General features: G+C 35.0%; 23 protein-coding genes. 10 read left to right on the forward strand and 13 right to left on the reverse strand.

Annotated elements, in window-relative coordinates; translation table 11 throughout:
* Positions 1-28 precede the first annotated feature (28 nt).
* The 3 genes from gloB (at position 29) to ACFIKI_RS00465 (ending at position 1,951) form a co-directional block, all read left to right on the forward strand.
* Positions 29-790 (forward strand): hydroxyacylglutathione hydrolase, encoded by a 762-nt coding sequence (gloB, locus tag ACFIKI_RS00455; RefSeq protein WP_375665086.1) that lies wholly within the window; start codon positions 29-31, stop codon positions 788-790.
* Positions 791-855: 65 nt separating this feature from the next.
* Positions 856-1,287, forward strand: a complete 432-nt coding sequence (locus tag ACFIKI_RS00460; protein WP_375665088.1) for a hypothetical protein — start codon at positions 856-858, stop codon at positions 1,285-1,287.
* 196 nt (positions 1,288-1,483) lie between these two features.
* A complete protein-coding gene (locus ACFIKI_RS00465) occupies positions 1,484-1,951 on the forward strand; it encodes a hypothetical protein (protein ID WP_375665090.1) in 468 nt (155 codons plus the stop codon).
* Between the two features lie 22 nt (positions 1,952-1,973).
* On the opposite strand, the gene ACFIKI_RS00470 is transcribed toward ACFIKI_RS00465, so the two are convergent.
* From ACFIKI_RS00470 to rho, 6 genes are all read right to left on the reverse strand, one after another.
* The gene (locus ACFIKI_RS00470; protein ID WP_375665093.1) at positions 1,974-2,870 is read right to left on the reverse strand and encodes a ParB/RepB/Spo0J family partition protein; all 897 of its coding nucleotides are present in this window, start codon (positions 2,868-2,870) and stop codon (positions 1,974-1,976) included.
* A gap of 39 nt (positions 2,871-2,909) precedes the next feature.
* Positions 2,910-3,707: a ParA family protein gene (locus ACFIKI_RS00475; protein WP_273790170.1), complete on the reverse strand. Its 798-nt coding sequence runs from the start codon at positions 3,705-3,707 to the stop codon at positions 2,910-2,912.
* A gap of 6 nt (positions 3,708-3,713) precedes the next feature.
* Positions 3,714-4,361 carry a 16S rRNA (guanine(527)-N(7))-methyltransferase RsmG gene (rsmG, locus tag ACFIKI_RS00480; protein ID WP_375665096.1) on the reverse strand — a complete coding sequence of 216 codons (648 nt, stop codon included), beginning with the start codon at positions 4,359-4,361 and terminating at the stop codon, positions 3,714-3,716.
* On the reverse strand, positions 4,361-6,229 hold the full coding sequence (mnmG, locus tag ACFIKI_RS00485; RefSeq protein WP_375665098.1) for a tRNA uridine-5-carboxymethylaminomethyl(34) synthesis enzyme MnmG: 1,869 nt from the start codon (positions 6,227-6,229) through the stop codon (positions 4,361-4,363). Before mnmG ends, rsmG begins: the two co-directional genes overlap by 1 nt.
* Before the next feature lie 106 nt (positions 6,230-6,335).
* Positions 6,336-7,643, reverse strand: a complete 1,308-nt coding sequence (gene mnmE / locus ACFIKI_RS00490) for a tRNA uridine-5-carboxymethylaminomethyl(34) synthesis GTPase MnmE (RefSeq protein ID WP_375665100.1) — start codon at positions 7,641-7,643, stop codon at positions 6,336-6,338.
* A 31-nt stretch (positions 7,644-7,674) separates the two neighbouring features.
* Positions 7,675-8,940 (reverse strand): transcription termination factor Rho, encoded by a 1,266-nt coding sequence (rho, locus tag ACFIKI_RS00495; RefSeq protein WP_012232634.1) that lies wholly within the window; start codon positions 8,938-8,940, stop codon positions 7,675-7,677.
* 552 nt (positions 8,941-9,492) lie between these two features.
* Between rho and ACFIKI_RS00500 the strand changes: the two genes are divergently transcribed.
* The 6 genes from ACFIKI_RS00500 to polA all read left to right on the forward strand — a co-directional run bounded on the left by ACFIKI_RS00500 (position 9,493) and on the right by polA (position 16,317).
* Positions 9,493-10,332, forward strand: a complete 840-nt coding sequence (locus ACFIKI_RS00500; protein ID WP_375622056.1) for a pyruvate, water dikinase regulatory protein — start codon at positions 9,493-9,495, stop codon at positions 10,330-10,332.
* Positions 10,329-10,925, forward strand: coding sequence for a Maf family nucleotide pyrophosphatase (locus ACFIKI_RS00505; protein ID WP_375622055.1), 597 nt, complete (start codon positions 10,329-10,331; stop codon positions 10,923-10,925). The genes ACFIKI_RS00500 and ACFIKI_RS00505 overlap by 4 nt, the downstream gene beginning before the upstream one ends.
* Positions 10,918-11,790: a shikimate dehydrogenase gene (locus tag ACFIKI_RS00510; protein ID WP_375622054.1), complete on the forward strand. Its 873-nt coding sequence runs from the start codon at positions 10,918-10,920 to the stop codon at positions 11,788-11,790. The genes ACFIKI_RS00505 and ACFIKI_RS00510 overlap by 8 nt, the downstream gene beginning before the upstream one ends.
* On the forward strand, positions 11,787-12,374 hold the full coding sequence (gene coaE, locus ACFIKI_RS00515; protein WP_375665102.1) for a dephospho-CoA kinase: 588 nt from the start codon (positions 11,787-11,789) through the stop codon (positions 12,372-12,374). The genes ACFIKI_RS00510 and coaE overlap by 4 nt, the downstream gene beginning before the upstream one ends.
* Positions 12,375-12,378: 4 nt before the next feature.
* Complete coding sequence (gene dnaQ / locus ACFIKI_RS00520) at positions 12,379-13,086, forward strand: DNA polymerase III subunit epsilon (RefSeq protein WP_375665104.1); 708 nt, start codon at positions 12,379-12,381, stop codon at positions 13,084-13,086.
* Between the two features lie 324 nt (positions 13,087-13,410).
* Positions 13,411-16,317 (forward strand): DNA polymerase I, encoded by a 2,907-nt coding sequence (gene polA / locus ACFIKI_RS00525; RefSeq protein ID WP_375665107.1) that lies wholly within the window; start codon positions 13,411-13,413, stop codon positions 16,315-16,317.
* A gap of 10 nt (positions 16,318-16,327) precedes the next feature.
* Here the strand turns inward: polA and ACFIKI_RS00530 are convergent, their stop codons facing one another.
* The 7 genes from ACFIKI_RS00530 to ihfB all read right to left on the reverse strand — a co-directional run bounded on the left by ACFIKI_RS00530 (position 16,328) and on the right by ihfB (position 22,186).
* Entirely contained in the window at positions 16,328-17,188 is an 861-nt protein-coding gene (locus tag ACFIKI_RS00530) for an endonuclease/exonuclease/phosphatase family protein (protein WP_375665109.1), read from the reverse strand.
* A 112-nt stretch (positions 17,189-17,300) separates the two neighbouring features.
* A complete protein-coding gene (locus tag ACFIKI_RS00535; protein WP_375665111.1) occupies positions 17,301-18,074 on the reverse strand; it encodes a Bax inhibitor-1/YccA family protein in 774 nt (257 codons plus the stop codon).
* A 1,075-nt stretch (positions 18,075-19,149) separates the two neighbouring features.
* Positions 19,150-19,653 (reverse strand): signal peptidase II, encoded by a 504-nt coding sequence (lspA, locus tag ACFIKI_RS00540; RefSeq protein WP_375665114.1) that lies wholly within the window; start codon positions 19,651-19,653, stop codon positions 19,150-19,152.
* Positions 19,643-20,497, reverse strand: a complete 855-nt coding sequence (locus ACFIKI_RS00545; RefSeq protein ID WP_375665116.1) for a TrmH family RNA methyltransferase — start codon at positions 20,495-20,497, stop codon at positions 19,643-19,645. The genes lspA and ACFIKI_RS00545 overlap by 11 nt, the downstream gene beginning before the upstream one ends.
* Positions 20,498-20,499: 2 nt before the next feature.
* Positions 20,500-21,432: a class I SAM-dependent methyltransferase gene (locus ACFIKI_RS00550; RefSeq protein ID WP_375665119.1), complete on the reverse strand. Its 933-nt coding sequence runs from the start codon at positions 21,430-21,432 to the stop codon at positions 20,500-20,502.
* Between the two features lie 171 nt (positions 21,433-21,603).
* Entirely contained in the window at positions 21,604-21,900 is a 297-nt protein-coding gene (locus ACFIKI_RS00555) for a LapA family protein (RefSeq protein WP_375622045.1), read from the reverse strand.
* A gap of 7 nt (positions 21,901-21,907) precedes the next feature.
* Positions 21,908-22,186: an integration host factor subunit beta gene (gene ihfB, locus ACFIKI_RS00560; protein ID WP_273790186.1), complete on the reverse strand. Its 279-nt coding sequence runs from the start codon at positions 22,184-22,186 to the stop codon at positions 21,908-21,910.
* 184 nt (positions 22,187-22,370) lie between these two features.
* Between ihfB and lptC the strand changes: the two genes are divergently transcribed.
* Complete coding sequence (gene lptC, locus ACFIKI_RS00565; RefSeq protein ID WP_375665121.1) at positions 22,371-23,015, forward strand: LPS export ABC transporter periplasmic protein LptC; 645 nt, start codon at positions 22,371-22,373, stop codon at positions 23,013-23,015.
* Positions 23,016-23,113: the final 98 nt, after the last annotated feature.

Below are 23,113 nucleotides of genomic sequence, written 5' to 3' on the forward strand. Positions count from 1 at the left end.
TCGCTAAACACTGTTCAGGAGAAAAAATATGTTGATTGAACAGTTTATCTGTCGAAAAGATAATTTCGGTGTACTCATTCATGATGAAAAAAGCGGCATGACAGCTGCAATAGATGCTCCTGAAAGCAAAGCAATTCATAATGCTTTAAAACGCCACAATTGGACACTTAACACTATTTTTGTAACCCATCATCATCACGACCATGTAGAAGCTCTATCAGAATTAAAACAAGTTTACAACGCTACGATTATCGGGCCAGAAGCAGAAAAAGAAAAAATCAATCATCTTGATCAAACACTTCAGCCTGATGAAAGTTTTTTCTTTGGCGCACATCTTCTTTTAGCTCTTTCAACACCTGGTCATACTTTAGGCGCATTATCTTACTATTTTCCTGAAAAGGGTTTACTCTTTGCTGGGGATACACTTTTTTCACTTGGCTGTGGACGTCTTTTCGAAGGAACACCTGCACAAATGCTACATTCTTTAAAAAGACTTCGTAAACTTCCTGATAAAACACTTCTCTATTGTGGACATGAGTATACAAAAAACAATGCTCTTTTCGCACTAACAATTGACCCACATAATAAAAAACTCCACCAAAGAATAGAGGAAGTTTTTTTGCTACGTGCAAAAAACGCTATGACTTTACCTGTCACTTTAGGGCAAGAAAAAGCCACCAATCCCTTTCTCCGCTGGGATGATAGTGTGTTGCGAAGAAATCTTGTAATGGAAGAAGGAACAGATGAAGAAGTTTTTGCTGAAGTTCGAAGAAGAAAGGATAATTTTTAATCATGCTTAAGTTCGTATTACGTTTGTTCCTCCTTTTTCTTTTCGTGATACATATTCAACAAACAATGGCAGAAGAAAAGAAAACAGATCATTCTCTTATACCACCTCTCATTGCAAATTATCCCTTAACAGAAGATTTTCTTTTAAAGCTGGAAAAAATTGAAAAAGAATGCAAAAAGTTACTTCCAGAAACAAAAAATCATCTTATCACTTATGATTCTAGTATCCACTCTAGTATTGAAAACTACACTACCTATATTTCTAATAAACCAAAACTTGTAAATATTTTAAAAGAAAATAATATCACACCGAAAGATTTTGCTGCTGGAACCTTAGCACTTAAAGAAATATCAACGCTTCTTATATTTGTACCTGAAAAGGAATATTCTACTGAGAAAAATACTATATTTCTAAACAATCTTGAATTTGTTAAAAAACATTTTTACAAAGCGACAATTCTTTTAGAGAGCTGTGAAGAACTCATTTTGAGAAACTAATCAGTTATGAGACGTTAGAAAATATCATCCCATTAATCTAATAAAAAAGTCCGTGCATTAAAAAATCACCGTGTTTTTATCATTCCTAATAATTGTTTTTATTTCGATTATATTTACAAATGTTTTTCTAACAATAAGGAATAATAGACGAGAAAATATTTATTGAAATCCAAAAAAGAAAGGATAATTTTTAGTCATGTTTAAACTTCTATTGTGCTTTTTCTGCATTTTTCCTTTTGTATCATACGCTCAAGAAAAAAAACAAGAAATAGATAATACTTCTTTTATACCGCCTTTCATTGTAAATTATCCCTTAACAGAAGATCTTCTTTTAAAGCTGGAAAAAATCAAAGCAGAATGTAAAAATTTATCTTCAGAACCAGAACAAACAAATACAAAAAGTGATCTCAATACTTATAATGATAATATTGAAAAATACACTGCCTATATTTCTAGTAAACCAAAACTTGTAAATATTTTAACAGAAAATAATATAACACCGAAAGATTTTGTTATCGCTCACTTCGCACTTCAAGCGACATTATATATACTTACTGATAAAGAAAATTCTACTTATGAAAAAAACTTTTTACCTTCAAGTAATATAGAATTTGCTAAAGAGCATATGTATAGAATAATAAAAATTTTAAAAGATAACTGTTAAAAAATCTTTTTAGAACAATTGGTTAACTTTGTAAACGTCGACAAATTTCATCTAATTGTTCTAATGAAGAGTAATGTATTTTTAAATCGCCACCTTTTTTACCATGTCGAATAATAACTTTCATTCCAATCACATCTGCAAGTAATTTTTCTAAAGATTTTGTTTCAGCATCTTTCTCCATATTGGTACGTTTTTTAGTTTTAGGATTAGCTTGCTCATATGCAAGTATTTCTGTTTGACGTACAGAAAGCCCTTCACGAATAATTTTCTCAGCTAAATCTTGTGGATTATCAACGGTTATAAGACAACGTGCATGACCTGCGGAAAGTTGCCCATCAGTTAAGAATTGTTGTACCTTTTCTGGAAGTTTTAACAAACGAAGTGTATTTGCAACATGACTACGACTTTTTCCTATAACTTGTGCTAAATCTACTTGCGTATAACCGTGTTCATTTATAAGCATCTCATATCCCTTTGCTTCTTCGATAGGATTAAGATCTGCACGCTGAACATTTTCAATAATAGCCAATTCCAAAGCAGTTTTATCATCTACATCACGAACAATAACGGGTAATTGACTTAAATTTGCACGTTGTGCAGCACGCCAACGCCGTTCACCAGCGATCAATTCAAACCGATGAGGATAATCTCTTAAAGGTCTGACAATAACAGGTTGAACCACACCGTGCTGACGAATTGATTGTGCCAAATTATCAAGTTCTGTTTCAGTAAAATGACGCCGTGGATTATGAGGATTACATGAAATAGATTCAAGAGGGATAAACTGTTCAGAAATGCCACCGGATTCGGTTAATTTATCAAAACTTGGTGAACGTGCAAAATTGTTGTTTAAATTGATATCTCCAATCAATGCTGCTAATCCACGGCCTAGTCTTTTTTTTGATAGATCATCATTCATAATTTTGCTCTTTGAATTTTTAGATTATTTTTTATATTTCTAAGCAGCAGCGCGTGCTTGTTTTTCACGTTGAATCATTTCAGATGCTAGACGTAAATAAGCTTGGCTACCAGCACATTTGAGATCGTAAAGCAATACAGGTTTACCAAAAGAAGGCGCTTCTGATACTCTTACATTTCGTGGAATAACAGTACGATAAACTTTATCTCCCATAAAAGAGCGTACATCTTCAACAACTTGATTTGAAAGATTATTACGTCCATCATACATTGTTAGAACGATACCTTGAATTTCTAAAGAGGGATTAAGTACGGATCGCACTTGTTTTACTGTTTCAAGTAATTGACTTAAACCTTCAAGCGCTAAAAATTCACATTGCATAGGCACTAAAACAGAATCTGCAGCTCCCATAGCATTAAGAGTAAGAAGATTAAGCGATGGTGGACAATCAATTAAAATATAATTGAATTTTTTTTCCATTTCCGGATCATCATAGAGAGCTTTACGTAAGCGTTGTATGCGATCTTTTGATGAAGAAATTTCCATTTCCACACCTAAGAGATCAAGTGTAGAGGGAACTATATAAAGATTGGGTACGGCTGTTTTTAAAGCGGCCTGTGTAATTGAAACACCTGAAACCAAAACATCATAAGAAGATAAAGGACGGCTATTACGATCAATCCCTAAACCTGTACTAGCATTACCTTGTGGATCAACATCCATAATAAGGACATTTTCACCAATAGCCGCTAAAGCTGTAGCAAGATTAATCGCTGTGGTTGTTTTTCCGACTCCACCCTTTTGGTTTGCAATAGCGATAATTCGTGTTTCGCTCATTTTGCTCTACCCTCTATATGATCGAATATGAGAAATTTCCAAAATAACAGAATTTTCATCAACTTTACTTTTATGTTTTAACAGATCAAAGTGCCAATTGGCAGAGGCATTTTTTATTTCTGTAGCGTAATCCCGACCTTTTTGCAAAAGAGCTACTGTTTTTTCTGTTGATAAAGGAAAAATAAGCTGTAAAAGAACATTGAGCGGCGCTAATCCTCGTGCCGTTATAATATCAGATATAGGAATTTTTTGATATATATCTTCAATCCTAGCGTGATAAACCGTTGCTGGAAGATTAAGTTGAGCAATAACTGTTCGCAAAAAAGCGACTTTTTTTCCATTACTCTCAACAAGATGAATATGCCCTGTTTTTTTTTCTTTCAGAAAAATAGCAATCACAATTGCAGGAAAACCTCCTCCTGATCCTAAATCACACCAATGTAAAGAATGAGCATACAAAGGAAAAATTTGTGCTGAATCTAAAATATGTCGTGTCCATAGATCTGGTATTGTCGCAGCAGATATTAAATTAATATGCGCATTCCATTGAATGATTAAAGACTCAAACTGAATTAAATTTTCCATCGTTTCACGTGAAACAGAAGGAATAATATTTAATAGTTGTTGATATTTTTGTTCTGTATAAAAATCCATTAAGCTGTTTTAGCCTTTTCACGTCGTTGACGTTGAATATATGTAATAATAAGCGATAAAGCAGCGGGTGTCATACCATCAATTTTTTGTGCATCAGCAATTGAACGTGGCGATATTTCTTGAATTTTTGATTTAAGTTCATTTGAAAGACCTGAAATTGCTTGAATATCAAGAGAAGAAGGAATTTCTAAACGTTCATCTCTCTGAAGAGAGGCAATATCTTGTGCTTGTTTATCTAAATAAACCGCATATTGTGCTTCAATTTCTAAAGATTCTGCTGTTTTAGAATCAATTGTTTGTAATTGTGGCCAAAAATCTGTAAGACACTCTAAAGTCACATGAGGATAAGCAAGAAAATCATAAACTGAACGACGAATTCCATCATGATTAACATGTAATCCACGAGCAGAAGCTTCATTAGGTGTTAAAAAAAGATTTTGACACATTGATCGTGCTTGATCAAGTCGCTGTTGTTTTTCCTGATAACAATCCCAACGTACTTTACTCACAATACCCCATTCTTGTGCCAAAGGTGTTAAACGCGTATCAGCATTATCAGATCGTAAAGATAAACGAAATTCAGCACGTGATGTAAACATTCTATAAGGTTCACAAACACCACGTGAAACCAAATCATCAACCATAACACCAATATAAGCCGTAGAACGACTTATAAGTATTTCATCTAATTTACCTACTTTACGCGCAGCATTCAATCCAGCCAAAAGACCTTGTGCAGCTGCTTCTTCATATCCTGTTGTGCCATTTATTTGTCCCGCTAAAAACAAACCCGATAAAGAACGTAATTCTAAGCTTCTTGTTAATTGTTGAGGATTAACAAAATCATATTCAATAGCATAACCAGGTTGCAAAACTTTAGCATTTTCTAATCCTTCAATGGTTTTCAATAGAGAAATTTGCACATCTTCAGGAAGAGAAGTAGAAAGACCATTCGGATAAACGGTATCATCATTTAATCCTTCTGGTTCTAAAAAAATCTGATGTCCATCACGTTCCCCAAATTTAACAATTTTATCTTCAATTGAAGGACAATAACGTGGTCCTAATCCTTCAATATTTCCAGAATATAAAGCAGAACGATAGATATTTTCGCGAATAATTTGATGTGTTTTCTCATTTGTACGTGTTATTGCACATTCAATTTGTGGTTGTTCAATTTTCTCTGTTAAAAGAGAAAAGGGTATGGGATTTTCATCTGCTTGTTGTTTTTGGAGAGCTTCCCAAGCAATTGTTTTTTTACTCAAACGAGCAGGGGTTCCTGTTTTTAATCGTCCAAGTTTTATATGATATTTTTTCAAATGTTCAGCAAGTTTTACACTTGACTGATCTCCCATACGACCAGCGGCCCATGTTTTATTACCAATATGAATAAAGCCATTTAAAAACGTACCTGTTGTTAAAACAACAGCACCAGAAAAAATTGTTCCTTGTTTTTTTAAAATAACACCTGATACACAATTATCTTTAACAATCAAATCAAGTACTTCATCTTCAATAAGAGTAAGACTTTCTTGTTCTTTTAAGAGTTTTTGAATTGCTTCCTTATAGAGTTGTCTATCTGCTTGTGTCCGTGGACCTCTTACTGCCGGTCCTTTACGTCTATTAAGGAGTCTAAACTGAATTCCAGCAGCATCTGCTGCCCTTCCCATGAGACCATCCAACGCATCTATTTCACGAACCAGATGCCCTTTTCCAAGACCACCAATAGCAGGATTACATGACATTTTTCCCAATGCGGATATTTTATGTGTAATAAGCGCTGTTTGTGCTCCTACACGCGCTGAAGCTGAAGCTGCTTCACAGCCAGCATGACCACCACCAACAATAACAACATCATATGATTGCATTCAATTTATTCCATAGAGAATATTCTAAGGTTTCACGTGAAACAGAACATAAATTACATAATATTTATAATCTGTCTATGAAATAATCAATGTTTCACGTGAATCATTATTTACCAACACAAAATTCTGAAAAAATGATATCAAGCAAATCTTCAACATCAATATCTCCCGTAATTTTTCCAAGAAAATCACTTGCACGTCGGAGATGTTCTGCACGTAAACTGAGATCAAGAGAATGATAATTGAGAGAATGTTCAATCTCTTTAACAGCTTCCTTTAGTAGTTGAAGTTGCCTTTTACGTGCTGGAACAAGATTTCCAACTTCAGAAGCACGATGATGGCAAAATGATTCAAGTTCTTTGATAAAACAATCAAAATTTAAACCAGTTAATGCAGAAAATTGTATAGACCAACGTTGATCATTTTTTTCATAAAGATCAAGTTTATTGCCAACACACCATATTTCAGCCGATGTTTCTGGTAAATCAACTTTCTCAGGATTTCCTATATCATAAACCAAAATAACCAAATCAGCTTCCCTAACATGCTGCTTAGCAACTTCTATTCCCATCTGTTCTATTTTATTTTCTGTTTTTCTAAAACCAGCAGTATCGGTTAAAAAAACAGGTAAACCACCAAGAATAAGTCTTATTTCTAAAGCATCACGGGTTGTTCCTGCTTCTTCTGTTACAATAGCAACAGATCTTCCTGAAAGACGATTCATAATGCTTGATTTTCCAGAATTAGGAGCACCAGCAATAACAATTTTTAATCCATCACGTAAAATACTCGCACGCTCTCCTTCAATAATATGTTCTCGAAGAGAAGTACAAAGATCTTTAACATCTTTCCAAACTTTATCAGATATTGCGTTTGGAACATCTGCTTCATCCACAAAATCAAGTTCTGCTTCAATAAAAGCACGAACCTTCATAAGTTTATGGCGCCAATCACGATAAAGCGTCGTTAAATGTCCACTTGTACCCATAACAGCTAAACGACGCTGGCTTTCCGTTTCCGCTTCTATTAAATCAGCAAGACCTTCTGCCTGAACAAGATCTAATTTTCCCTCCATAAAAGCACGGCGTGAAAATTCTCCTGCCTCTGCAATACGGCATCCAGAAAATGTCGACAATTCATCGAGAAAACGATTAACAACAGCTTTTCCTCCATGCAAATGGAATTCTGCACAATCTTCTCCCGTAAAACTATGAGGAGCAGGAAAGAAAACAGTTAAAGCAGAATCTAAAAAACTACCATCACGAGCAGTAAGGTTTCCATAATGCATAAAGCGTGCTTTAGGTAAACAACCACAAAGCGTTTTAACTATATCCACAACATGAGGACCAGAAAGCCGAATGACAGCAACCCCTGAAGGTAACAATCCACTCGAAACAGCAAAGATTGTATCCACAGGTTTTATCCTAATAAAAACTTTAATGACTCTACGTATTCATTGAATCAAAAAACTCACTATTATTTTTTGTTTGCTTCAATTTATCAATCAAAAATTCAATTGCATCTGTTACATTCATAGGTGCTAAAATACGACGAAGAACAAAAATTTTATGCAAATCTTGTCGTGCTACCAAAAGCTCTTCTTTACGTGTTCCTGACTTTAAAATGTCCATAGCAGGGAAAATACGCTTATCAGCAACCTTACGATCAAGAACAATTTCTGAGTTACCTGTTCCTTTAAATTCTTCAAAAATAACCTCATCCATACGGCTTCCTGTATCAATCAAAGCCGTTGCTATAATGGTTAAAGACCCGCCTTCCTCAATATTACGTGCTGCACCAAAAAAACGTTTTGGGCGCTGGAGAGCATTAGCATCCACACCACCTGTCAAGACTTTACCTGAAGAAGGAACAACCGTATTATATGCACGCCCAAGACGTGTAATAGAATCGAGAAGAATAACAACATCACGTCCATATTCAACAAGACGTTTGGCTTTTTCAATGACCATTTCTGCCACTTGTACGTGACGTATTGCAGGCTCATCAAAAGTAGAAGAAACCACTTCTCCTTTTACTGAACGCTGCATATCAGTAACTTCTTCTGGTCGTTCATCGATTAAAAGAACAATGAGATAACATTCAGGATGATTAGTGGTAATAGAATGAGCAATATTTTGAAGTAAAACTGTTTTTCCTGTCCGAGGTGGCGCAACGATTAATCCTCTTTGTCCTTTTCCCAATGGAGATATCAAATCAATCACGCGTGATGACATATCTTTCTCTGTAGGATCTTGTATTTCCATTTGGAAACGTTCATTTGAATAAAGAGGAGTAAGATTATCAAAGTGGATTTTATAACGAATCTTTTCAGGTTTTTCGAAATTAATTGTATTAATTTTAAGGAGAGCAAAATAACGTTCTCCCTCTTTTGGACTGCGTATAGGACCTTCAATTGTATCGCCTGTCTTTAAAGAAAACGACTGTATTTGTGCAGGTGAAAGATAAATATCATCAGGACCAGGAAGATAATTAGCATCAGCAGATCTCAAAAATCCAAATCCATCTTGTAAAACTTCAACAACACCTTCTCCTATAATTTCAACGTCTTGTAGAGCAAGTTTTTTCAAAATAGCAAACATTAATTCTTGTTTGCGCATAAGGGAAGCATTTTCAACTTCTAATGTTTCAGCAAAAGAAACAAGCTCAACGGGATTTTTGCTTTTAAGTTCTTGTAGTTTCATTTTTTGCATGAAATATGCTCTTTGTAATTAAGGAGAAGATTATTCTAAAGAATTTATGGAAATTTATGAGTGAAATATTATTAAGAAAAGATATCCTACACTCAATTTTTTAAATCTGCAAGTACCATTTATATGAAATTTGTTCCTGTAATATTAAGTAATTGTATGAAAAACTTGAAAAAATATAAAATCCAGATAGTATTTAATTATTTTAATAACAAAAATGTAAGTTAAAGTTATAGCATTAATGAAATGCTATTCAAAAGTATTTTTTACAGAAATTTATATTAATAAATTTATATTAAAGAAAGGATTATTCTTATTTATAACTGTGTTTAGTGTGGATTATTATTTATCCTCAATTTTATCCACAAAAGGAAGTGAAAAAAGAATAAAAATAACACTATCTTAAAGATATTATCCCCTCTTTTTTTATAAGAGGGATTAAATTATCACAAGCATTTAATTTGTGCATAAAAAAGGAGAATTTTTCCTAAATTTTAGTTTTATAAAAAACGTTGAAGATATATACACATGTCTTAACAAGGAGTTAAAATTTTTGTGACAAAAGAAAAAAAATTCTTTCATTTACACATGCTTTCTGATGCAACGGGAGAAACATTAATCTCTGTTGGAAGAGCTGTAGCATCCCAGTATGCAATGAGTCAGGCAACAGAGCATATCTATCCTATGATTCGTAATAGAATACAGTTACAAAAAGCTCTTGATGAAATACAACAAGAGCCAGGTATTGTTCTTTACACAATGATTGATGAAGAACTTAAACTTCTTCTTCAAAAAAGATGCAAAAAAATAAAAGTTCCCTGTATTGATATATTGCATCCTGTTTTAAATGCTTTTCAGTCTTACCTCGGAATGCCAACTCATTTACGTGTTAGTGCACAACATGATCTTAATGCAGATTACTTTCGTCGTATTGAGGCACTGGATTTTACAATAGAACATGATGATGGACAGTCTTCCAGTAGCTTATCTGAAGCAGATGTGATTCTTGTAGGAATTTCAAGAACCTCTAAAACGCCAACAAGTATCTATTTAGCAAATCGCGGAATAAAAACGGCTAATATTCCTCTTATTCCTAATATTGATTTGCCAGAATCTCTTTTAGAGGCAAAAAATTCTTTAATTATTGGCTTAATCGCTTCAGCAGAAAGAATCTCACATATTCGCCAAAATAGAGATTTGGGAGAAGGTTTTGCTCTTGATAATTATACAAATCGTATCAATATAGCTGAAGAATTAATCTATGCTAAACGCATTTGTGAACGTTTTGGTTGGCCTATTATTGATGTCACAAGACGTTCTATTGAAGAAACTGCTGCTGCAATATTTGAACTGTTATCACGATTTCGTGAAGGAAATGAGAGAAAATTCTCATGAACGCAGATACTTTAATATTAGCATCTCTTAGTTTTTATCGTGCAAAATTATTAAAAAAAGCAGGTTTAAATTTTTCCATTGAAGGAGCTTCTTTTGATGAAAGAGAAGTAGAAAAAACAGCAAAAGAAAAAACACCTAAAGAACTCTGTTGTTTTCTCGCGAGTGCAAAAGCAAAAAATGTTTCAGACCGTTTTCCTGATTCTTTCGTTATTGGTTGTGATCAAGTGCTTGATTTGGAAGGTCAAGTTTTTCATAAAGCAACAAATATTAAAGAAGCACATCAACGTTTATGTGAGTTATCAGGAAAAACCCATTCTCTTCATAGTGCGGTAGCTTTATTTAAAAATGGTCAAAAAATTTGGGTTGAAGCTTTTAGTGCACATATGTCCGTCCGCTTGCTCTCGTCAGAATTTATTGAACGTTATTTAGCACGCGTAGGAAAAGATGTTCTAAACAGCGTGGGAGTATATCAAATTGAAGGGGAAGGGATTCATCTCTTTGAAAAAATTGATGGAGATTTTTTTACCATTGTTGGTTTACCTTTACTGCCTCTACTCATAAAACTGCGCCACTTAGGAATTATTGATGGTTGACTTAACAATAAAAAAAACAAATTATCCGCGTGCTTTTGTTGTTGGTTCTCCAATTCATCATTCAAAATCGCCAAAAATTCACAATTTTTGGCTTAAACAATATGGTTTACAAGGAGAATATCTTGCACAAGAAGTAACATCTGGACAGTTCAGTCATTTTATTGCGTCTTTACAAAAAATAGGCTTTTGTGGAGGAAATGTTACTTTACCTTATAAACAGGAAGCTTTTCGTTTAGCATCTTATAAAGATGAGATAGCAACAATGATTGGTGCTGTTAATACACTTTGGTATGAAGGAGATAAGCTTTGTGCCACGAATAGCGATGCCTATGGTTTTAGCGCTAATCTTGATGATTTTGCATCTGATTGGGGAGGGGAAACAGCTCTTGTTTTTGGAGCAGGTGGTGCCGCGCGCGCTATCTTATATGCCTTAAAAAAACGCGGATTTGAACAGATTTATTTAATTAACCGTACAAAACAACGCGCTGATAATTTAGCTCAGCATTTTGGAAAAATCATTAAAGTTTACGATTGGCATAAAATCCATGAAATACTTCATCAAGCTGATTTGATTGTTAATACAACCTCTATTGGCATAAAAAATTCGGAAGAAAAAAGTGATTCTTTTTTTTGTGATTTTCATAAAGCAAAAAAAACGGCGTTAGTAACAGATATTGTTTATACACCATTGATAACCCCTTTTTTACAACAGGCAAAAGCTTGTGATCTCAAGACGGTTGATGGACTTGGAATGCTTCTACATCAGGCTGTTATAGGATTTGAACAGTGGTTTGGAATAAGACCACAGGTAACAAAAGCGTTAAGGACAGCTATTTTAGAGGATATGAGTGAAAAAAGAGAATGAAGATCATAGGATTAACGGGATCAATTGCTATGGGAAAATCAACAGTTGCTGATTTTTTCAAGCAAGCGGGTATTTCTGTTTTTAGTGCTGATGAAGCAGTACAACAGCTTTATAAAAGTGAGCCAGCTTTGTCACTCATAGAGCGTATTTTTCCTGGTGTTGTTGAAAACGGTGAAGTTAATCGTTTGAAACTTTCTGAAATTTTGATTGGTGATAAGGAAAAATTAAAAACATTAGAAAAAATAGTTCATCCTTTGGTGCAAGAAAAAGAAAGGGAATTTATTGATATAGCGCGTGAACAAGGGAAAAAATTAGTTATTCTTGATATTCCACTTCTTTTTGAAAAAAATGGTGAAAGTCGTGTGGATAGCGTTATTGTTGTTTCAGCTCCACCAGAAATACAAAAAGAACGTGTTATGATTCGCCAAGGTATGAATGAGAAAAAATTTGCCTTTATCAATGCTCAACAAATGCCAGATGAAAAAAAACGAGAACGTGCTGATTTTGTTATTGATACAGGAAAAGATTTAGAGAATACACGTCAACAGGTTTTAAATGTGCTAAAAAATTTGCTAAAGAATTGAAGTTATGCGGGAAATTATTTTTGATACAGAAACAACAGGTTTAGATAAAGAGAAAGATCGCGTAATCGAAATTGGTTGTGTAGAAATGGTTGATCGTTATCTCACAGGACGCCAATTTCATGTTTATTTAAATCCTGAAGGCGTTATTATTCCTGATGAAGTTGTAGCGATTCACGGATTAACCAATGAACGCTTGAAAAACGAGAAAAGTTTTAGTGATATTGTTGATGAATTTTTGGAATTTATCAAAGATGCGACGATGATTGCACATAATGCGAGTTTTGATATTGGTTTTATTAATGCAGAATTAAAACGTGTCAACAAACCGCTTATCAGTGTTGATAATATTCTTGATACATTGGCTATGGCACGGCGTAAATTTCCTATGGGTCCTAATTCTCTTGATATTTTATGCAAACGCTTTGGAATTGATAACAGCCATCGTGTTCTTCATGGTGCTTTACTTGATGCGGAGATTTTAGCCGATGTTTATATTGAACTGATTGGTGGAAAGCAGGGCGTATTGGGTTTTGATAATAGAAAGAGTGTTGATGAATATATTCAGAGTGACAAAAATATGTCTTATGCAATTAAATTTCGCCCACAGGCTTTACCTTCAAGATTGAGTGAGCAAGAAAAAAGGTTGCATGCTGATTTTATCAATAAAATGGGTGAAAAGGCTCTGTGGAATAACTTCAAAGTTTATAAATAGTATTCTTACTTTTTTTCTAAAAAAATCACGATTGAAGTTAAAGAATATCAATATCAAAAAAACGGTCGTTGTGGGGAGGGGAACACCACAACGACCCTGTCGCTACATTGTACCTCAGCTATCATAGGAGGAGCAAAATGAAAGCTATTAATCCTGTAACAGCAAAGAAAAGCTCTAGGTACTTAATATAAAGTGCAACGACTTCACGTCTTATGAAAAGAAAAAATGGCTTTTTAGAGGCAAAGTAAAAAAAATTAAAATAAAAGTGAAAAAAATATATAAGGGTAATTTGTTTTTTAGCTGAAATGGAGAAATAAAATTGTCATGAAAACAACAGATCATCTTTTGTTGGTTGATGGATCAGGCTACGTTTTTCGTGCTTACTATGCTTTGCCGCCTTTAAAACGTAAAAAAGATGGACTTCCTGTAGGAGCAGTAGCTGGTTTTTGTAATATGTTATGGAAATTACTTTGTGATGCTCGTAATACAGCTACTGGTATTATTCCAACACATTTTGCTGTTATTTTTGATTATTCATCTGATACTTTTCGGAAACAAATTTATCCTCAATATAAGGCGAATCGCATTGAGCCTCCTGAAGATTTAATTCCTCAATTTTCTCTGATACGCCAAGCAACAAAGGCTTTTAATTTGCCTTGTATTGAAAAGGAAGGTTTTGAAGCGGATGATTTAATTGCTACCTATGCAAAATTGGCAACAAAGGTTGGGGCAAAAACAACCATTATCTCTTCTGATAAGGATCTTATGCAACTCGTAAATACGCATGTATCCTTGTATGATGGAATGAAAGACAAGCATATAGGTATTTCAGAAGTTATAGAAAAATGGGGTGTTGCACCTGAAAAAATGATTGATTTACAAGCTTTGATTGGAGATTCAACGGATAATATACCAGGTATTCCAGGCATTGGTCCCAAAACTGCAGCTCAGTTGTTAAATGAATTTGGTTCTCTTGATCTTTTATTGCAACGCGTAACAGAAATTAAACAAACAAAACGGCGTGAAAACATTCAAGCCTATAGAGAACAAGTTAAAATTTCTCGTGAACTTGTTAGGCTTAAAACAGATGTTCCTATAGATAGTGATTTAGATGATTTTATTTTGGAGCCACAAGATGGTCCACGTTTAATTGCTTTTTTGAAAGCGATGGAGTTTTCAACATTAACGCGTCGCGTAGCAGAGGCAACGACATGCGATGCCGCTATTATTGATGCACTTGATATAAATGTTGAATGGGAAAAAACAAGCGATGGGCATGATTCTGATATAAAAAACATTGAACACATATCACTTCATAATTTTTCTGAAAACTCTCCACAAGTTTTTGCACAAAAGCGTAAAGATCAAGCACTGACTCAAAAAATTACAAGAGATACTTACACAACAATTCTTGATGAGGAAGTTTTAAAAGAGTGGTTATCACAAGCACAAGAGCAGGGTTTTTTTGCTTTTGATACTGAAACAACGTCTCTTGATCCGATGCAAGCAAAGCTTGTTGGTTTTTCACTTGCATTACAGCCGGGAAAGGCAGCCTATATACCTCTTGAACATTTTGAGGAAAAAGAAGATCTTTTGAGGGGCGGGCGCATTACTTCTCAAATTGAGACCCAAAAAGCTTTAGCACTTTTAAAACCGCTATTAGAAGATTCAGCACTGTTAAAAATTGGTCAGAATATAAAATATGATTGGTTAGTGATGAAGCAATACGACATTGTTATACGTTCTTTTGACGACACTATGCTTTTGTCATATGCTCTAGATGCTGGAACTTTAACCCATAATATGGATGATTTGTCTGAACGTTGGCTTGGACATAAACCAATTACCTATAAGGATTTAACGCATAAAGGAAAAAAAATTACTTCTTTTGCGCAAGTAGATTTAAAACAAGCTACCCTTTATGCGGCGGAAGATGCCGATATAACCCTACGCCTTTGGCAAATTTTGAAACCGCAACTTGTCGCTCAAGGAATGGTAAAAATTTATGAGCGCCTTGATCGACCACTTATAGAAGTTCTTGCAAGAATGGAAGAGCGAGGGATTCTTGTTGATCGGCAGATTTTGTTGCGTCTTTCAGGAGAGTTAGCGCAAGCCGCTTTGATTCTAGAAGAGGAAATTTACAAACAAGCTGATGAAAAGTTTAATCTTGCTTCGCCAAAGCAATTAGGTGATATCCTTTTTGGCAAAATGGGATTGCCCGGAGGCGCCAAAACTAAGGGTGGACAATGGTCAACTTCTGCACAAACCTTAGAAGAGTTGGCTGCTGAAGGTCATATTTTACTGCGTAAAATTATTGAGTGGCGTCAACTTGCAAAGCTAAAATCTACCTATACAGACGCTTTGCCTTCTTATATTTTTCCAAAAACAGGGCGTGTTCATACGAATTATTCTTTGGCAATAACATCAACAGGTCGGTTATCATCATCAGAGCCAAATTTGCAAAATATTCCAGTGCGAACTGCTGAAGGACGTAAAATTCGAACAGCTTTTATTGCACCTAGAGGACATGTATTGCTTTCTGCTGATTATAGTCAGATTGAATTGCGCATTCTTGCACATATTGCGGATATAAAAGCATTAAAAGAAGCTTTTGCTAAAGGGCATGATATTCACGCTATAACGGCATCACAAATGTTTGGCGTTGCGATAGAAGGAATGCATTCGGATATACGACGGCGTGCAAAAGCGATTAATTTCGGTATTATTTATGGTATTTCAGCTTTTGGGTTAGCCAATCAATTGGGAATTTCACGCCAAGAAGCGGGTCGTTATATTCAATTGTATTTTGAAAGATTTCCAGGAATTAAAGATTATATGGAAAAGACAAAAACCTTTGCACGTGAAAATGGTTTTGTAGAAACAATTTTTAGACGTCGTATCCATTACCCAGAAATAAAAGCAAAGAATGTAAAAATTCGTTCTCTTAATGAGCGAGCAGCTATCAATGCTCCGATTCAAGGCTCTGCAGCAGATATTATTCGCCGTGCTATGATACAGATGGAAGATGCTTTAAAAGGAGAAAGCCTATCAGCAAAAATGTTGCTACAAGTGCATGATGAGTTGATTTTTGAAGTACCAAAAGAAGAGAGTGAAAAAACCATGGCTGTTGTTAAAAATGTTATGGAAAATGCTACAATGCCGGTTTTATCTTTGTCTGTACCACTTGAAGTGAAAGTCATGACGGCTCAAAATTGGGATGAGGCACATTAACGTTTTTCATTTATTTTTTAAGGATGTTCATTGCGTTGGCAAGATTAAGGTAAGCTTTGATAGGCAAATGGTCTGAGGCAATGCGTGCAAGCGGTGAATGATGGTTTTCAACACTTGTTACCAATTGGTGGGGAAAAGCAAAAACGCGATCAAGGGCTAAAAAAGGAAAGCGAGAGGGAAAACTTGGTACAACTTCAAGTGTGTTATCGAAATAGGGAAAAAAATGGTTTAAAGATGATCCTTTACCTATCCGCCATTCATTAAAATCTCCAATGAGGAGTGTAGGCATGAGGGAGCGTTTTTGCAAAATTGCAAGGAGCATTTTTGTTTGTTGTTTACGAGAATAACGTAATAAGCCAAAATGAGCCGCAATAATACGAATAGGGCCTACTGCCATTTCCAACTCTACAATTACAGCCCCACGTGGTTCAATACCAGGAAGAGTGACTTGTAAAGTGTCACGTACATATCCCTTTCGTAAAAAAAGAGCATTCCCATGCCAACCATGACCATGAGGTGACATGGTGTTCAGAGGCACAGGAATCAAACCGGTTTCAGCTTTTAATAGCTGAAGATTAATCAAGCCAATGCGTTCTCCAAAACGTTTATCTGCTTCTTGAAGAGCAAGGATATCAACTTGTAACTCAGTAATAACACGTACAATACGTGTAGGATTAAAAACTTTATCAACACCTACACATTTATGCACATTATAGGAAGCAACGGTCAGATCATAATTACTATTTTGATTGACGATGTTTGATTGATGATGAGAGCGGCTGTGAATTGTATTTAAAAAGGAGCTATGGAGTTTTTGTTGGATAAAACCGGTAAACCAAGGGAATTTTTGCTTATAAGGGATTTTTGTCATTTTGCGAAAAGAGTAGTCTCTAAGAAGCGGAGGGTAAAGATTTATACTAAAAACAAAAGAACCTTGTCTCTTTTAGAAACAAGGTTCTTTAATTAAGTTATGATTTTTGCAATCAATCACGGTTTGAGCCAAGAAACTGTAGTAAGAAGACAAACATATTGATGAAATCAAGATAAAGATTCAATGCGCCCATAATAACTTTACGTCCTCTAGTATCGCTTTCATCTCCTTCATAATACATCAATTTAATGTTTTGGGTATCGTAAGCTGTTAAACCAGCAAAGATAAAAACACCAATTACGGAGATAGCAAATTGCAAAGCACTTGATCCAAGAAAAATGTTCACAATCATGGAAAGCAACAAGCCGATCAATCCCATAAATAAGAATGAACCGATTGCTGTAAGATCACGTTTTGTTGTGTATCCATAAAGCGAAAGGGCTCCAAAAGCTGCGGCGGAAATGACAAAGGTTTGCACAATGCTTTCTGTCGTATAACGCAAAATGATTGAAGACAATGAAAGGCCAACCAGAGCAGCATAACCAAAAAAGAGGCTACGAGCAGCATTTGTACTCAATGTATTAATTTTAAAACTGAGGAATAAAACTGCTATGAGCGGTGCAAACATAACAATATAAGAGAAGGGCGATGTATAAAATGTTACTCCAAATGGTGTTAGATAAATACTGCTATTGATTTGAGCTGCTGCTTGGCTCATATCTGTTGTCGTTGCTAATGATACAATTGCATAAGCGGCAGCAGCTGTAATAAGCAAACCAATGGCCATTGTATTATAGACACCCAACATATAGTCGCGTAATCCCTGATCAATTGATGCATCGGCATGAGAAGCAGGTGCCGAACGTAAATCTTTAAAATTAGCCATAATATAAAATCCTTTAGCATATGTTCCGTCAGATTATTGGGTCTTAAAGTGTTTTTGTCATCACAGACATAAACTTCGTATAAGCCTTAAATTGGCTAATACAAAAAACCTAAGAATCACTGGCGGAATTCCAGCATATCTGCTCTTATTATGGAGATTTATTAAAAAATTACAAGAGATTTATCTGAAGAAGAAACCTTACAAATTAGTAAGGAAATAGTTTATTTTGATGAAAAATATTTCCATTTTTTGCCATATTTTTGCAAGATAAAAAGGTTATATTTAAGAGTTTTTATTATTCATAGGAATTATGTAATATATTATAAACTATCCACTATCTTTGCGTTGATCTATTTTTGCATTGATAAAGATAGAAGTGAGTGTCATCACACTATTTTCCAACCTCTAATATTTGTATCTACTCTGCACGGTTAGAAGACCTGTTGAATTGAATGTTTTTAGATTATGTATTGATATATAATGGTCAATAATCTTTTTATATACTAAATGATATTCCCTAATATCGTGATATTCGCCGATTTAAAATCTGTTATATTAAAAATCAATCAAGATCATTACACAAGCTGAATTGGCGTGCAAGAGACATGATTTTAATTGATTCAACCTGCACAAGTTGGAAATAAAAGGAATTTAGGGTATTAACGACTCTCATTCAATATGCAAAACGGTAAATTATCCTTATAATCAATATGTTATTTTAACAAAACGACATTGAAAATAGTTGAAAAAATGTTGTTTATTAAACAATATATAAAAATAAAAAGGAGTGCTTTTAAACGAAGCGTTTAAGAAAAACACTGTAAAAAACGACACCTGTAAAAACTAAAAAACATACGAAAAGTAATTGTTCTAATCAAATAAACAGAACTTTAAATTCTGTAAAATATTTCCTCAAAAATTAGGACACATGGATAAAAAATAAAGAAAGTAAAATCTTATAGTTCCGGAAGAGAAACACGTGGAATGACGAGTAACAAGAATTGATTAAGAGAAATCAATTTGTAATCAGGTTTGTGATGATCAAGAATCCCTTGTTTTTAAGGTGATGAGAATATCAATGAGAAGATGTGCGGTTAGAATGACGTTTTGTTTTCATCCAAGTACGCAATTCTTCAATAAGGATGGCAATAACACCAAGAGTGATAAAACTATCTGCAAGGTTGAAAATAGCAAAATGAAAGATATCATCAATATGAAAAAGGATATAATCAGTGACATGATGAAAGCGAATACGATCAATAAGATTGCCTATTGCTCCCCCAATAATAAGGATAAGACCAAAGCGCATAAAAGATTTATTATATTCAGTATTTTTCCATAACCATAAAAGGAAGGTAATCACAATGATTGTGATGGTAATGATTCCCCAGTGAGAAAAGGAAGAAAAGAACGAAAATGCAATGCCAGAATTTCGTACATGATAAAGTGAAAGGAAAGGAAAGAAGGGGATTTCTGTTCCTAAAGGCATATTGTGCATAACCCAGTACTTGACAGCTTGGTCAAGTCCTATTGTAAAAACTAAGCCAAGGAGAAGAAAAGGGAGTGATTTACGGATCATATTTTTCCTCGCATGGTTCTAGTGTTAAATAAGGGCGACGTATTTCATAAAGCATAACAGCTGTTGCTACTGCTAGATTAAGCGAGTCAGCACGTCCACTTTGTGGAATACGCGCAAGTTTATCACACCGACTTGTAAGAATATCTGATAATCCCTGTTTTTCATTTCCCATTAAAAGGATAACAGGACCATTTTTGAAATCAAGAGTCCGATAATCCAGAGACCCTTTGAGATGTGTGCCAACGATCATGCCTTTAAAGTGAGCAGACCAATTTAAAAAGGCGCTTTCATCAAAACGATAAAGTGGTACAGAGAAAATTGACCCCATGGTTGCACGGACCGTTTCAGGCGAGAAAGGGTCTGTTGTTTCGCCAATTAAAATAACACCTTTAGCACCTACAGCATCAGCGGTTCGAATAATGGTACCAAGGTTTCCAGGATCACGCACACGATCAAGCGCGATGTAAACATCTTTAATCTGTCCTTTTATCATTTCAAAAGAGTGCCATTTTTGCTTGAAAATACCAATAACTGTTTGTGGGTTATCGCGTCGGGTAAGTGATTCCATAACCTTTTGTGAGGCTTTAATCACAAAACAACCGTTGGCTACAGCACGTGCGGCAGTATTTTCGATGGTAGCATTACCGATTTCACTTTTAGAAAAAATAAGCGTCTGTATTGTCCAGCCAAGATTGAGAGCATCAATGACCAATTTCAATCCTTCTGCCATGAAAAGACCTTCTCTATTACGGTTTTTCTTTTGGCTAAGTGCTTTAAGATCTTTTATGATGGGGTTGCTAAGAGAGGTAATTTCTTTCACTCTACCAGTTTTGGGTCTACACATATTCAAGCAATCCAACGGCTAAAAAGAGAAGTAGAAAGAGCACGTCCTGCAACTTCTTCACGCAAAATGAGTTCTCCTGATTCGACTGTACCACCAAGATTTACAAATGCATCACGCATTAAAGCATGAAGTGCAAAGAAGGAAGCACGAATAGAATAAGCTGTAAGGACAACAGAGAGCGGTTTATCAGAGAGAAGTTTACGACAATTTGTGATCATAGCTGGTAAATGATCAAACAGTTGCCAAATTTCACCATGGGGTCCACGCCCATAAGCAGGGGGATCAAGAAGAATCATATCATAGCTTTTCTTACGACGCAGTTCACGCTCGACAAATTTCATAGCATCATCGCAAATCCAGCGAATAGAACGATCTGGTAATCCTGCTCTTTCTTGATTAGCTTTTGCCCACGCAATGGCTTTTTTAGAAGCATCAACATGGGTAACATTCGCCCCCGCTCGTGCTCCAATCAAAGAGGCAATACCTGTATAGCCAAAAAGATTCAACAATTTTATAGGGCGTTCGGCTTTAACAATTTGTTCTTCCATAGAGCGCCAATGGGCATCTTGTTCAGGAAAAACCCCCACATGACGAAAGGAAGTAAAACGGCCTAGAAAAGACAATCCATTCCAAGCAAGAGCCCATGTTTCATCAAGTGGCTTTTTAGGAAAATGCCAACGCCCAACCCCTTCTTCATCAAGGTTTCCTGTGAAAATAGCATCAACATCAGCCCATTGTTTTTGTGGTAAAGCGGGTTTCCATAGTGCTTGACCTTCTGGTCGAATAATGCGGTAAGCTCCATAACGTTCTAATTTTTGTCCATGACCAGAATCAATGAGAGCATAGTTTTCGCTTATACCCGTTTCTAAAATAAGGGGCAGCTTTTCCTGCGGATATCTATTGTTATGGGATGATTGAAAGCATTGTGTGGGCATGTTTTGTATCATGGTATATGAGGTATAAAAATATATTATAAAGCTCTTAAATGTTTCGTAAAAGTGCAAAAAAGCTAAAGTCAATTAGAACATGTATAAAAAAGAAAAAGAGCACTTTTAACTCTGTACTGAATATAAAATACAGAGAGAAAAGATTTCATTTAAATACCATTACACAAGATTTGTGATAGATGTTTTCAATTTTTCAATCTCAGCTTCACTTTTTTTGAGAGCTTTTTTGTATTTGTGATAGGAAAACCAACTGATCAGATTTCCTAATAAAACACCAAAACCAAAGAAAATAAAGAGCCATATAAAGAGGGGAGCATGATAAGTAAAACTTTCAGGATTTGCTCGAAAAGGATCAAGGGTTAACGGGACCATTTGACGATTAGCCACGATAAAAACAATCAAAACCGCTGCGAGAATCACACTAATACTTGTTAGAAGAATACGTTTAATTATCATAAGTTTCTCACTGATTAAGACGGTCGCGTAAATCCTTGCCAGTTTTAAAAAAAGGAATCCACTTTTCTTCAACAGAAACGGCTTCACCTGTTCGTGGATTACGTCCATTACGGGCTGAACGGCTTTTTACAGAAAAAGCTCCAAATCCACGAAGTTCAACACGATTGCCATTTGCAAGTGCTGTTGCAATTTCTTCAAAAATAGCGTTTACAATATTCTCCACATCACGTTGAAAAAGATGCGGGTTATGACGAGCAATAATTTGCACAAGCTCTGATTTTACCACAATAGCCTCACTTTCACACAAAAAAATTTTTGTAATTGTGCACTCCATGCATATTACAATATATAAACGGATAAAAGCAAAATAAAATCAAGAAAAAACAAATTGCAAGAAACAAAATTTGAAAATACCTTCTATAAAGGTTATACAAATTAAAAATGCGGAGTATTTAAGAGATCAGGAGAGTATGTCCGTACACAAACATTATGAAGCCTTTTCAACGCAATTATCTTTTGGAGATGTTTTAAAAAAAGCATCCCGTCATTCGCGTCGTATTAGCATATTAAAAATTTTTTTACCTCTCTTAGCGTTGCTTTCAGCGCTGGTTTTTTGCTGGTTTACGTTTTTCTTGATTCCCGTTACTTCTGATTCTATGCCTTTGCATAATGGAGAAAGTGGCGTGATGAATTTGACGATGCTTAATCCAAAATTAGAAGGGTATACGCGTGCTCATGAGCCTTATTGGCTTAAAGCAGAAAAGGCATTTCAAGACCATGCACACGCTGGAATGATTGGGTTGCAAAACATTACAGCTAGAGCATTTATGGGCCAACAAAGACAGGTTTTTCTCGCAGCACAAGGGGGGGTTTACGATAACATTAATGGTTTTTTACAGTTGGATAAGCCATTCACCATTACGACGAACGATGGGATGATGGTACAATTTATGTCAGCTAGTATTAACTTATCCGAGGGACAGTTAAAAACAGATCAACGTGTTAATATTCAACGAGCAGGTTTTCATCTTGCAGCAAATGCCTTGCAAATTCGAGAAAAAGGAAAAAACATGTATTTTCATGGTGGTGTGCATTTAGTGATTCGAAAGCAATGACGGAATATCAATACGGATCTTTAAAGGGATATTTAAAAGAGAAGTATGTCTATATATAAACAGAAGAATTGAAATAATGGGATCATACAAAAGATGGA

Origin of the sequence: Bartonella sp. TT121SHDZB, assembly GCF_042193415.1 — a bacterium.
GTDB lineage: Bacteria > Pseudomonadota > Alphaproteobacteria > Rhizobiales > Rhizobiaceae > Bartonella.